The following is a 12,166-nucleotide window of genomic DNA, read 5'->3' as shown; positions in this document are numbered from 1 at the left end:
GACGACGTGGAGATCAAATGGGGGGTGCACGCGCCCGGCGAGGAGCGCGCGGAGTGGGTCAAGGGGGAGGCGCGCACGGCCCTGCTGGTCCTGATCAGCGGCCGGTTCCGGGTGGAGCTGCCGGGCCGCAGCGTGCTGCTGGCCGAGCCGGGTGACTACGTGGTCTGGGGCAAGGGCGTCGACCATTCGTGGCGCGCGGAGGAGGCCTCGACCGTGCTCACCGTCCGCTGGCCGTCCGTGGCCGGCTACCGGGTCGGCTGAGCTGCGCCTGCGAGTACCCTTGGAGAGAACCCCCGCGACCTGACCCGGCCGGGGGTAGTCGTGTTGCCGTCGTGGGGCTGTGGGCGTATCTGATGAGTCTTTCCGGGCTACTTGACCTTGTTCGCGCCGACCCGAAACTGACCGCCGCTCTCGAAGAGGGCGGCGATGTCGCGCTGGTCGCGCCCGTCGCGCTGCGGCCGTTCGGCGTGGCCGCGCTGGCCACGCACGACCAGCGGGCCGTGCTGGCGGTCACCGCTACGGGCCGTGAGGCGGAAGACCTCGCCGCCGCGCTGACCAGCCTCATCGAGCCCAGCTCGGTGGCCGTGTTCCCGGCCTGGGAGACGCTGCCGCACGAGCGGCTCTCGCCGCGCAGCGACACCGTGGGGCAGCGGCTGGCGGTGCTGCGGCGGCTGGCGCACCCGATCAAGGGTGACAGCGCGGCCGGGCCGCTCAGCGTGATCGTGGCGCCGATCAGGGCGCTGCTGCAGCCGATCGTGAAGGGGCTCGGCGACCTGGAGCCCATCAGGCTGCGCGCGGGCGACGACGCCGACCTCGACGAGGTCGTCGACCGCCTGGTGACCAACGGTTACCACCGCGTCGACATGGTGGAGAAGCGCGGCGAGGTGGCCGTGCGCGGCGGGCTGCTCGACGTGTTCCCGCCGACCGAGGAGCACCCGCTGCGGCTGGAGTTCTGGGGCGACACGGTCGAGGAGATCCGCTGGTTCAAGGTGGCCGACCAGCGCTCGCTGGAGGCGGCCGAGGAAGGGCTGTTCGCTCCGCCGTGCCGCGAGCTGCTGCTGACCGACGAGGTCAGGGCCCGGGCGGCGGAGCTGGCCGAGGAGCACCCGGCGCTGGCCGAGGTGCTCGACCAGCTCGCCGAGGGCTCGTCGGTCGAGGGCATGGAGGCGTTCGCGCCCGTGCTGGCCGGCGAGATGGACCTGCTGCTCGACCACCTGCCGGTCAGGTCCGCGGTGTTCGTGTGCGACCCCGAGCGGATCAGGGGGCGGGCCGAGGAGCTCGTACGCACGTCGCAGGAGTTCCTGGAGGCCTCCTGGATCAACGCGGCGGCCGGCGGCGAGGCGCCGATCGACCTGGGCGCGGCGGCGTTCCGCACGCTTGAGGAGATCCGCGACCACGCCGACGCGCTGGGCCAGCCGTGGTGGACGATGGCGCCGTTCGGCGGCGGGGTCGAGCTCGACGCGCAGGACTCCGAGGCCTACCGGGGCGACACCGCCAAGGCGCTGGCCGACATCAAGGGCTGGCTGGCCGAGGACAAGGCCGTCGTGCTGCTCAGCGAGGGTCATGGGCCGGCCGAGCGGATGGTCGAGCTGCTCAAGGGCGTCGACGTGCCCGCCAGGCTGCGGCAGTTCCTGGACAAGGCGCCCGAGCCCAAGGTCGTCCACGTCAGCACGGGCCTGATCGAGCACGGCTTCATCACGTCCAACCTGGCCGTGCTCACCCACCTCGACCTGGTCGGGCAGAAGGCGTCCACCAAGGACATGCGGCGCCTGCCGTCGCGCCGGCGCAACATGGTCGACCCGCTCCAGCTCAAGGTCGGCGACCACGTGGTGCACGAGCAGCACGGCGTGGGCCGCTACATCGAGATGGTCCAGCGCACGGTCCAGGGCGCCACCCGCGAATACCTGGTCATCGAATACGCCAAGGGCGACCGGCTCTACGTGCCGACCGACCAGCTCGACGAGGTCACCCGCTACGTCGGCGGCGAGGCGCCCACGCTCAACCGCATGGGCGGCGCCGACTGGGCCAAGGCCAAGTCCCGGGCGAAGAAGGCGGTCAAGGAGATCGCGGGGGAGCTGATCAGGCTCTACTCCGCCCGCATGGCCTCGCCGGGCCACGCGTTCGGGGACGACACGCCGTGGCAGCGGGAGATGGAGGACGCCTTCCCGTACGCCGAGACCGGCGACCAGCTGGAGGCCATCGACGAGGTCAAGCGCGACATGGAGCGCGGCGTCCCGATGGACCGGCTGATCTGCGGCGACGTCGGCTACGGCAAGACCGAGATCGCGGTGCGGGCGGCGTTCAAGGCGGTGCAGGACGGCAAGCAGGTGGCCGTGCTGGTGCCGACGACGCTGCTGGTCCAGCAGCACATGTCCACCTTCACCGAGCGGTTCTCCAGCTTCCCCGTCACGCTCAAGCCGGTCTCCCGGTTCCAGACCGACGGCGAGGTCAAGGGCACGCTCGAAGGGCTCAGGTCGGGCGCCGTCGACGTCGTGATCGGCACCCACCGGCTGCTCAGCCCCGAGGTCCGCTTCAAGGACCTGGGGCTGATCATCATCGACGAGGAGCAGCGGTTCGGCGTCGAGCACAAGGAGGCGATGAAGCACCTGCGCACGCAGGTCGACGTGCTGGCCATGTCGGCCACGCCGATCCCGCGCACGCTGGAGATGGGCCTGACCGGCATCCGCGAGATGTCCACGATCCTCACGCCGCCGGAGGAGCGGCACCCGATCCTCACGTTCGTGGGGCCGTACGAGGAGAAGCAGATCGGGGCGGCGATCAGGCGCGAGCTGATGCGCGACGGGCAGATCTTCTTCGTGCACAACCGGGTGGCCTCGATCAACCGCGTGGCCGCGCGGCTGCGCGAGCTGGTGCCCGAGGCGCGCATCGCGGTGGCGCACGGGCAGATGAACGAGCACCAGCTCGAGAAGATCATGGTGGGCTTCTGGGAGCGCGAGTACGACCTGCTGGTCTCCACCACGATCGTCGAGTCCGGGCTCGACGTGCCCAACGCCAACACGCTGATCGTCGACCGGGCCGACAATTACGGCCTGTCGCAGCTGCACCAGCTCCGCGGGCGCGTCGGCCGGGGCAGGGAGCGCGGTTACGCCTACTTCCTCTACCCGCCGGAGAAGCCGCTGACCGAGACCGCCCACGAGCGGCTGGCCACGATCTCGCAGCACACCGAGATGGGCGCGGGCATGTACGTCGCCATGAAGGACCTGGAGATCCGCGGCGCGGGCAACGTGCTGGGGGCCGAGCAGTCCGGGTTCATCGCGGGCGTCGGCTTCGACCTGTACGTGCGGCTGATGGCCGAGGCCGTGCAGGAGCAGAAGGCCAAGCTCGAAGGCGGCGAGGCGCAGGAGGAGCAGCTGGACGTCAAGGTCGAGCTGCCGATCAACGCCCACATCCCGCACGACTACGTCACCTCCGAGCGGCTGCGGCTGGAGGCGTACAAGCGGATCGCGGCCATCGCCGCCCCCGCCGACATCGACGAGGTGCGCGCCGAGCTGACCGACCGTTACGGCAAGCCGCCCGCGGAGGTGGGCAACCTGCTGGAGGTGGCCAAGTTCCGGATCAAGGCGCGCCAGGCCGGGCTCACGGACGTGACGCTGCAGGGCCAGAACATCAAGTTCGGCCCGGCCCGGCTGAGGGAGTCGCAGCAGGTCCGGCTCGACCGGCTGTACAAGAAGGCGATATACAAGCAGGCGGCCGAGACGCTGCTGGTGCCGGTGCCCAAGACCAAGCCGCTCGGTGGGCAGCCGCTCCGTGATCTCGACCTGCTCAAATGGTGCGGTGACCTGGTCGAGGCGATGTTCCTCGAGCCAGCGCGGGTAAGCTAGCGGCGGTTTTCGGTCGGAAAGGGACGCACGTGAAGTCGATACGAGTGGCTGTGGCCGCTGCCGCGGTGGGCATCGCGCTGACCGCCTGCTCTTCCCCCATGCAGGCCGGCGCCGCGGCCGTGGTGGGCAAGGAGCGCATCTCGACGGGTCAGCTCAACAGGGACGCGGAGGCCTACAAGGCCGCGCTGAAGCAGAACAAGCTGGACGAGACGGCGCTCGGCGTGCCGGTCAGCCAGTACGTGCTCCAGCGGCTGGCCGACATCAGCGCCGCCAAGCAGCTGATGGCGCGCAACAACGTCCAGGTGACCGACAAGGAGATCGACGCCAAACTCCAGGACCCCGGCCAGTACCAGTCGCCCCAGATCAACCTGCTGGCCCTGGGCGTCGCGCCCAGCTACGCCCGCGAGTACGCGCGCACGGCGGTCGGGATGGCCAAGCTGCAGCAGCAGGCCGGCCAGGGCGGGCTCGACAAGCTCCGCCAGGACTTCGCCTCGATCAAGACGATCTTCAACCCCCGCTTCGGCGTGGTCAACGCCAACCCGTCGCAGGAGAACCCGTCGCTGTTCGTGGACGCCGGCAGGTTCGGCAAGGCCACCCCGCAGCAGGCGCCGCAACAGCAGCAACAGCAGCAGGGCTGAGCCGTGCCGCTGACCGTCGTCACCACCTCGCCCAGGGTCCCGCCGGGCCTGCTGAGCCATCAGGCCTGGCAGGTGCTGCGCTCGGGTCCGGGTCCGGTGCTGACCGGGTCCGCCGCGCATCCGCAGCTGCCCTACCTGTCGGAGGCGGGGGTGACGGTCGAGGTCGTGGAGCCCGACCCGCGCGGGCTGGCCGCGCGGGCCGTCGGCGAGAGCGTGGTGTGGCTCGCCTCGGCCTCCGAGAAGGAGGACGAGGAGTTCATGCGCGCGGTCGGGCACGCCGCGATCGCGCTGGAGGAGCCGCCGCTGATCGAGGTGGTGCCGGGCTCGTACGACCTGCCGGGGGCGCGGGTGCTCGACCTGGTCGCCGTGATGGACCGGCTGCGGACCGAGTGCCCGTGGGACCGCAAGCAGACGCACGAGTCGCTGGTGCCGTACCTGCTCGAAGAGGCGTACGAGGTGCTGGAGACCATCGAGCAGGGTGACTACCCGGCACTCCGCGAGGAGCTGGGCGACCTGCTGCTCCAGGTGGTCTTCCACGCGCGGGTGGCCGCGGACTTCGACATGGACGACGTGGCGGCCGGGATCGTCGAGAAGCTGGTGCGCCGCCATCCGCACGTCTTCGGCTCGGTACGTGCGGAGAGCGCCGACGAGGTCAACGACAACTGGGACGCGATCAAGGCGGCCGAGCGGGCCGCCAAGGGCCGGGAGTCGGTGCTCGACGGCGTGCCCATGGGGCAGCCCGCGCTGTCGCTGGCCGCCCAGCTGGTGCGCCGGGCCGAGCGGGCCGGGGCGCCCGACGCGCTCGCGGCGGCCGTCGGGCAGGGGGTGGCCCGGGAGCTGTTCGACCTGGTCCGCCGGGCCGCGGAGGCCGGTCTCGACGCCGAGGCCGAGCTGCGGGCGGCCGCCCGTACGTACCGCGACCGGGTGCGCGCCTGGGAATCGGCCTGACCCTGCGGGTGCGCGGTGACCGTGCGGCCCCGCGTCCGGGTGTACCGATAGGCTCTGATGGCATATCGCCTTTCACTTAGGAGCGCAATCCCGTGGCTACCATCGAGGTCGTATACGCCCGCGAGATCCTCGACTCCCGAGGCAACCCCACGGTCGAGGTCGAGATCGTGCTCGACGACGGCAGCACCGGCCGCGCGGCCGTGCCGAGCGGGGCCTCCACCGGCCAGTTCGAGGCGGTCGAGCTGCGTGACGGCGGCAAGCGTTACGGCGGCAAGGGCGTGGAGAAGGCCGTCCTCGCCGTGACCGACGAGATCTTCGAGGAGATCAACGGCATCGAGGCCGAGGACCAGCGCATCATCGACCAGATCATGATCGACCTGGACCGCACGCCCAACAAGGCCAAGCTCGGCGCCAACGCCATCCTGGGCGTCTCGCTGGCCGTCGCGAAGGCCGCCGCCGACAGCGCCGACCTGCCGCTCTTCCGCTACGTCGGCGGCCCCAACGCCCACGTGCTGCCCGTGCCGATGATGAACATCCTCAACGGCGGCGCCCACGCCGACACCAACGTGGACATCCAGGAGTTCATGATCGCGCCGATCGGGGCGGAGACGTTCCGCGAGGCCGTGCGCGTGGGCACGGAGGTCTACCACGCGCTCAAGGGCGTGCTCAAGGAGAAGGGCTACGCCACGGGCCTGGGCGACGAGGGCGGCTTCGCGCCCAACCTGCCGTCCAACCGCGACGCGCTCGACCTGATCCTGGTCGCCATCGAGCGGGCCGGCTACGTGCCGGGCGAGGACGTGGCGCTGGCGCTCGACGTGGCCGCCTCCGAGTTCCACAAGGACGGCGTCTACACGATCGACGGCAAGGGCCTGTCGGCGCAGGAGCTGATCGAGTTCTACGCGGACCTGGTCGCCAACTACCCGCTCGTCTCCATCGAGGACCCGCTCGACGAGGAGGACTGGGCCGGCTGGAAGGCCATCACCGAGGCGCTCGGCGACAAGGTGCAGCTCGTGGGCGACGACCTGTTCGTCACCAACCCCGAGCGGCTGGAGCGCGGCATCAAGGAGGGCACCGCCAACGCCCTGCTGGTCAAGGTCAACCAGATCGGCACGCTGTCGGAGACCCTCGACGCCGTGGACCTGGCCCACCGCAACGGCTACAAGTGCATGATGAGCCACCGCTCCGGCGAGACCGAGGACACGACGATCGCCGACCTCGCGGTCGCGGTCAACTGCGGCCAGATCAAGACCGGCGCCCCGGCCCGTTCGGACCGGGTGGCCAAGTACAACCAGCTGCTGCGCATCGAGGAGCTCCTCGACGACGCCGCCCGCTACGCGGGTCGCGCCGCCTTCCCGCGCTTCCGGCGCTAGGTTTTTTGCGAGGGAGCGCCGTCGTTTTCCTCGCCATGGAGGGAGCGAAGCAACCGGAATGGTGAGGAAAACGACGGCTCCAGGGCGACCGAGCCCGCCTCACGAAGTGAGGCCATAGGCAGGGGGTGCAGCAATGGCGAAAAGGCCGCAGTTGACCGGGCGGGCCGCCATCCTGGCCGTCGTGGTGTGCGCGATCGCGATGAGCCTGGCCTACCCTGTCCGCGAGTACATTAGCCTGCGCCGCAGCATCGCCGAGCATCGGGCGGAGAAGGCCAGGGTCGAGGCGGAGAAGCAGACGCTGCTGGAGCGCGACCGGCAGAGCGACGATCCCAACTGGATCAAGAAGACGGCCAAGGAACGGCTGCACTACTGCGGGCCCGGCGAGAAGTGCTACGTGGTGATGGACCAGCAGCAGATCAAGGAGCCGGCGACCGTGCAGCAGGCGCCGGCGCCGCCGCCGTGGTACGAGACGCTCTGGGAGTCGGTGGAGGCCGCCGACAAGGGCACCGGCCGCCGGGCCGTGACGGGGAAGGAAAGTGTTGGACGGTAAAGACGTCGAGACGGTCCGACTGCAGCTCGGGCGGCCGCCCAGGGGGCTGCGCGGGGTGGCGCACCGCTGCCCGTGCGGCAACCCCGACGTGGTGGAGACCGCGCCGAGGCTGCCCGACGGCTCGCCCTTCCCGACTCTCTACTACCTGACCTGCCCGAAGGCGGCCTCGGCCATCGGCACGCTCGAAGGCTCGGGGCTGATGCGGGAGATGCAGGCCCGGCTGGCCACCGATCCCGAGCTGGCCGCCGCCTACCGCGCCGCGCACGACGACTACGTCGCCAGGCGCGACGAGGCGGCGAAGGAGGAGGGCATGGAGCCGCTCCCGCGCGACATGCAGAGCACGGGCGGCATGCCGCTGCGGGTCAAGTGCCTGCACGCGCTCGTCGCGCACGAGCTGGCGGCGCCGGGGAGCAACCCGTTCGGCAGGGAGGCGCTCGACGCCCTCCCCGACTGGTGGAGTGACGGACCATGCGTGTAGCCGCCGTCGACTGCGGCACCAATTCCGTACGCCTGCTCATCGCCGACGTGGGCGACGATCTCATCGACGACGTCGAGCGGCGGATGGAGATCGTCCGCCTCGGCCAGGGCGTCGACAGGACGGGCAGGCTGGCCCCTGACGCCCTTGAGCGCACGTTCAAGGCCATGAGGGTCTACCGGGAGCTGATCGACCGGCACGGCGCCGTCAGGACCCGTGTGGTGGCCACCAGCGCGACCCGGGACGCGGCCAACAGGCAGGAGTTCGTGGACGGGGTCCGCGAGATCTTCGGGGTGGAGCCGGAGGTCGTGTCGGGGGCGGAGGAGGCCGAGCTCTCGTTCGTGGGGGCGACCAAGGGGCTGGTCCGGCTGTCGCCGGAGACCGAGATGCCGCAGGGGCCGCTGCCGCCGTACCTGGTGGTGGACATCGGCGGCGGGTCCACCGAGTTCGTGGTCGGCTCCGAGCACGCCGAGGCGGCGCTGTCGGTGGACATCGGCTGCGTGCGCCTGACCGAGCGGCACCTGAAGGACGCCGGCGACCCGCCCTCCGCGCCCGCGCTGGAGGCCGTGGTGGCCGACATCGAGGCGGCGCTCGACCGGGTCGAGGCGGAGGTGCCCGTGCAGCGGGCCCGCACGCTGGTGGGGCTGGCGGGTTCGGTGACGACGGTCGCGGGGATGGTGCTCGATCTGCCCGCTTACGACTCGGCCAGGATTCACCACTCGCGGATTTCGGCCGGGCAGGTTCATGAGGTGACGCGGCGGCTGCTGGCGATGACCCATGGTGAGCGTGCCGAGGTTCCGGTGATGCACCCGGGAAGGGTCGACGTGATTGGCGCCGGCGCGCTTATTCTTGACCGGATCGTCCGTCGTTTCGCGTTTTCGCAGGTCGTGGTCAGTGAACACGACATCCTTGACGGTATCGCCTGGTCTATCGCCCGATAGCTGAAGAAATCCGGACATTTCAGGTCTATGGCCTGTGTTGAGCGTGCAATCAGTATTGTGGTTAGGTAAAGGGGCATTACGGGGGCTTTGCCATATTGCTGTGCACGGAAGGTGCCGGCGTGGCGACCGTTCCCGAGCGCGTCTCTTCCCTCAAAGGAATGGAGCACTCTCACATGAAGTCTGTTGGGTTAGCACGTAAGGCGGCGGCGTTCGGCGCGTCCGCCGCGGTGCTGGCCGCCCTGGCCGCGGGCCTGGTCGCCAGCCCCGCCCAGGCGGCGACGGCCGCCACCGCCAAGGCCGCTCCCAAGGTCTCGGTGTCGACGCCCGCGGTGTCCGCGGGCGACTACGAGGGAGCCTGCCCGGTCAAGGTCAACTTCTCGGCCAAGATCAAGGTTCCCGTCAGGGGCAAGACGGAGCTGGCCTACCGCTGGCTCCACGGCGACGGGTCCAAGGGCAAGGTGAAGGTGCTCAAGCTCTCGGGCAAGGGCACCAAGTCGGTGACGGTCAAGCAGTCCATCACCTTCAAGGAGAACGTCAAGGGTTGGGAGGCCGTCCAGGTCCTCGGTCCGAAGAAGGTCACCTCCAAGAAGGGCTACTTCTCCGTCTCCTGCCAGGAGCCGAAGGAGGTGCGTTCGCACCTCGACGTGTCGGTGTCCGCCCGCGCATGGGCCAGCCCCGACTCGTACTCCGGCGTCTGCACGCCCGGCGACAAGATCGACTTCGTCGGCCTGATCGAGGCCAACCGCCCGACGTGGGTCCGCTACCGCTGGATTCTCAACGGTGAAGTGGCCGACTACGGCAGGGTCAAGGTCTACGACACGCGCAAGGTCGGCTTCGGCATCTCCCCGCGTCACAGCCAGCGCGGCTGGGCGCAGCTCGAGATCCTGAGCCCCGAGGGCACCTCCTCCAACCGGGCCTACTACAAGGTCTGGTGCAAGGACGAGGCTCCGACTCCGGCTCCTGCTCCCAAGGTCTCGGTTTCGAGCGCGTCGGTCACCGGTGTCCGGAACGACATGTGCGCCGACAACCGTGGCCCCGGGGTGGACTTCAAGGCCACGCTGACCAGCACCGGCCCCACCACCGTGCAGTACTACTGGGTCGTCGACGGCGTCCGTGACCACAACACGCTTGAGCGTACGGTCAACGGCAGCCTCGACGTGACCTGGGGCATCGGCGGAGCGCAGAACTCCACCAAGACGGAGGGCACCGTAGAGCTCGTCGTCACCAGCCCGAACGCCGCGTCCTCGGGCGTCGCCTCCTACTCGGCGACCTGCCCGCCTAAGGCCGCAGCCTAGGCTGACCGGACCGGGTGGCAGCCCTCGCGGGCGCCACCCGGTTTTCTCGTTGCCACTACTGTGCTTTGCACAGTAGTGTGCATTACGTGGATAGCAGCCAGCTCCTCAAGGGCGTGCTCGACCTGGCCGTGCTCGCCGTGCTCAACGAGCGCGACGGCTACGGCTACGACGTCGTGCGCCGGCTGAGGGAGGCCGGCCTGGAGGAGGTGGGCGACGCCTCGGTCTACGGCACGCTGCGCCGCCTGTTCAAGGCCGGGGCGCTGACGTCGTACGTGGTCGCCTCGGACGAAGGGCCGCACCGCAAGTACTACGGACTCAACGAGGTCGGCCGGACCATGTACGCCACCTCGGCCAAGACCTGGACCTCGTTCTCGGCGACCATGGCATCCCTGCTCAAGGAGGGACCAGCATGACCCCCGAACAGTACGCACAGGCCGTACGGGATGCCCTGGCAGACCATCCCGAGCGCGGCGAGTTACTCGAAGACCTCGACGACCACCTGGCCGAGATCGCGGCCGAGTCGGAGCTGCCGCTGGAGGACAGGCTCGGCCCGCCCGAGGTGTACGCCGAGGAGCTGGCGGCCGCGTACGGAGACCGCCCCGAGAGCGGCGGGAAGCGCCGCATCGACCCGCGGGCGTGGGCGCTGGGCGCGCACACCCGGCTGATGGGCCAGGGGCCGTACCGGAGCTTCGTGGGCTTCCTGCCGGAGCTGCGCCCCGGGTGGTGGGTGCTGCGCGGCTACCTGCTGGCCCTGCTGCTGCTGGCGCTGACAGGCGAGGGCGGCATCGTCCCGTCCGACCTGGCCGGCTGGGCGCTGGTTGCGGCGGGCGTCTGGATCTCGGTCTGGATCGGCCGGCGGCGCAGGGGACGGCTGGCCGCGGGGCTCGTCGGGGCGCTCAACCTGGTCGCGGCGCTGACGTTGTTCGCCGGGATGGTGGAGGCCGCGTCGTACGGCTCCGAAGGGCCGCGCGTCGCCATGGCGAACCAGGAGCCGGTGTGGGTGGACGCGGCGTCGTCCAACAACGACGTCTACAACATCAAGCCGTACGCCAAGGACGGCACCCCGCTGAGCGACGTCTACCTCTACGACCAGGACGGCAAGCCGCTGACCACCAGCCCCGAGGACTTCGGATACACGGTCGACAGGTCGTGCGGGGAGCCCATACTCAACCGCTACCCGCTGCCGCTGATCCAGCAGGACGGGATGGCCGATCCGGACGCCGCCACCACGACGAGGTCCGCCTGCCCGACCCCCGCACCCACTCCCACGCCGAAGCCCGCCAAATGATCGGGCACCATCGGTGTCATGAGCTTCGTACCTCCTGGCACCGGCTGGCCGGAAGACCCGGCGACCGCTGACACGCCGGTCGCCCACGACCCCGCGGACGTGCGCCGCCTCGCCGCCACCAGTGACACCCTCGCGGAGCTCACGGCGGGACAGTCCGTCTGCCGTGCCTGTCCCCGCCTGGTGGAGTGGCGCGAGCAGGTCGCCGAGGCGAAGCGGCGCGCGTTCGCGGACGAGACGTACTGGGGCCGCCCGGTCCCCGGCTGGGGCGCCGAGCGCCCGCGGATCCTGCTGGTCGGCCTGGCCCCGGCGGCCCACGGGGGCAACCGCACCGGGCGGATCTTCACCGGCGACCGCAGCGGCGACTGGCTGTTCGCCTCGCTGCACCGCACCGGCCTGGCCGCGCAGGCGACCAGCACGCACGCCGGGGACGGGCAGCGGCTCATCGACACGCGGGTGGTGGCCTCGGTGCGCTGCGCGCCGCCCGCGAACAAGCCGCTGCCTTCGGAGAAGGCCGCCTGCTTCCCGTGGATGGCCAGGGAGGTGGCGCTGGTGGCGCCGTACGTACGGGTGGTCGTGGCGCTCGGCGGGTACGCCTGGCAGGCCGTGTGGCCCGCGCTCAAGGACGCCGGCTACGAGCTGCCGCGCGCCAGGCCGCCGTTCGGGCACGGGGCCGAGGTGGAGGTCCGCCACGCCGGCGCCCCCGTCACGCTGATCGGCTGCTACCACCCCAGCCAGCAGAACACCTTCACCGGCCGCGTGACCGCCCAGATGCTCGACGACGTCTTCACCAGGGCCAGGTCACTGGCTGTGTGACGCGTT

At 70.5% G+C, this 12,166-nt stretch carries 12 protein-coding genes; all 12 read left to right on the top strand.

The window, feature by feature from the left end:
* The first annotated feature begins 6 nt into the window (after window positions 1-6).
* Entirely contained in the window at window positions 7-261 is a 255-nt protein-coding gene (locus tag ACWDX9_RS13915) for a cupin domain-containing protein (protein WP_350725795.1), read from the top strand.
* Window positions 262-353: 92 nt separating this feature from the next.
* Window positions 354-3,842: a transcription-repair coupling factor gene (gene mfd / locus ACWDX9_RS13910; RefSeq protein WP_449953089.1), complete on the top strand. Its 3,489-nt coding sequence runs from the start codon at window positions 354-356 to the stop codon at window positions 3,840-3,842.
* A 29-nt stretch (window positions 3,843-3,871) separates the two neighbouring features.
* Window positions 3,872-4,480: a SurA N-terminal domain-containing protein gene (locus ACWDX9_RS13905; RefSeq protein ID WP_449953086.1), complete on the top strand. Its 609-nt coding sequence runs from the start codon at window positions 3,872-3,874 to the stop codon at window positions 4,478-4,480.
* A gap of 3 nt (window positions 4,481-4,483) precedes the next feature.
* Window positions 4,484-5,428: a MazG family protein gene (locus ACWDX9_RS13900; RefSeq protein WP_449953083.1), complete on the top strand. Its 945-nt coding sequence runs from the start codon at window positions 4,484-4,486 to the stop codon at window positions 5,426-5,428.
* A gap of 92 nt (window positions 5,429-5,520) precedes the next feature.
* On the top strand, window positions 5,521-6,798 hold the full coding sequence (gene eno, locus ACWDX9_RS13895; RefSeq protein WP_364844666.1) for a phosphopyruvate hydratase: 1,278 nt from the start codon (window positions 5,521-5,523) through the stop codon (window positions 6,796-6,798).
* A gap of 133 nt (window positions 6,799-6,931) precedes the next feature.
* A complete protein-coding gene (locus ACWDX9_RS13890; protein ID WP_449953079.1) occupies window positions 6,932-7,348 on the top strand; it encodes an FtsB family cell division protein in 417 nt (138 codons plus the stop codon).
* Window positions 7,338-7,826, top strand: a complete 489-nt coding sequence (locus tag ACWDX9_RS13885) for a DUF501 domain-containing protein (protein ID WP_355197405.1) — start codon at window positions 7,338-7,340, stop codon at window positions 7,824-7,826. Before ACWDX9_RS13890 ends, ACWDX9_RS13885 begins: the two co-directional genes overlap by 11 nt.
* The gene (locus ACWDX9_RS13880) at window positions 7,817-8,764 is read left to right on the top strand and encodes a Ppx/GppA phosphatase family protein (protein WP_350725782.1); all 948 of its coding nucleotides are present in this window, start codon (window positions 7,817-7,819) and stop codon (window positions 8,762-8,764) included. Before ACWDX9_RS13885 ends, ACWDX9_RS13880 begins: the two co-directional genes overlap by 10 nt.
* Window positions 8,765-8,937: 173 nt before the next feature.
* The gene (locus ACWDX9_RS13875; RefSeq protein ID WP_449953076.1) at window positions 8,938-10,059 is read left to right on the top strand and encodes a hypothetical protein; all 1,122 of its coding nucleotides are present in this window, start codon (window positions 8,938-8,940) and stop codon (window positions 10,057-10,059) included.
* Between the two features lie 86 nt (window positions 10,060-10,145).
* The gene (locus tag ACWDX9_RS13870; protein ID WP_449953073.1) at window positions 10,146-10,472 is read left to right on the top strand and encodes a PadR family transcriptional regulator; all 327 of its coding nucleotides are present in this window, start codon (window positions 10,146-10,148) and stop codon (window positions 10,470-10,472) included.
* A complete protein-coding gene (locus ACWDX9_RS13865) occupies window positions 10,469-11,347 on the top strand; it encodes a hypothetical protein (RefSeq protein WP_449953070.1) in 879 nt (292 codons plus the stop codon). Before ACWDX9_RS13870 ends, ACWDX9_RS13865 begins: the two co-directional genes overlap by 4 nt.
* Before the next feature lie 18 nt (window positions 11,348-11,365).
* Window positions 11,366-12,160 carry a uracil-DNA glycosylase gene (locus ACWDX9_RS13860; RefSeq protein WP_449953067.1) on the top strand — a complete coding sequence of 265 codons (795 nt, stop codon included), beginning with the start codon at window positions 11,366-11,368 and terminating at the stop codon, window positions 12,158-12,160.
* Window positions 12,161-12,166: the final 6 nt, after the last annotated feature.

This window comes from Nonomuraea sp. NPDC003201 (assembly GCF_053590415.1).
This window is presented reverse-complemented; position numbering and strand designations above follow the sequence as displayed.

What these genes read in the sequence shown, in the direction of transcription:
- ACWDX9_RS13880 (WP_350725782.1), top strand. Translation starts at nt 7,817, where the DNA reads ATGCGTGTAGCCGCCGTCGACTGCGGCACCAATTCCGTACGCCTGCTC.
- ACWDX9_RS13875 (WP_449953076.1), top strand. Translation starts at nt 8,938, where the DNA reads ATGAAGTCTGTTGGGTTAGCACGTAAGGCGGCGGCGTTCGGCGCGTCC.
- mfd (WP_449953089.1), top strand. Translation starts at nt 354, where the DNA reads ATGAGTCTTTCCGGGCTACTTGACCTTGTTCGCGCCGACCCGAAACTG.
- ACWDX9_RS13860 (WP_449953067.1), top strand. Translation starts at nt 11,366, where the DNA reads ATGAGCTTCGTACCTCCTGGCACCGGCTGGCCGGAAGACCCGGCGACC.
- ACWDX9_RS13890 (WP_449953079.1), top strand. Translation starts at nt 6,932, where the DNA reads ATGGCGAAAAGGCCGCAGTTGACCGGGCGGGCCGCCATCCTGGCCGTC.
- ACWDX9_RS13865 (WP_449953070.1), top strand. Translation starts at nt 10,469, where the DNA reads ATGACCCCCGAACAGTACGCACAGGCCGTACGGGATGCCCTGGCAGAC.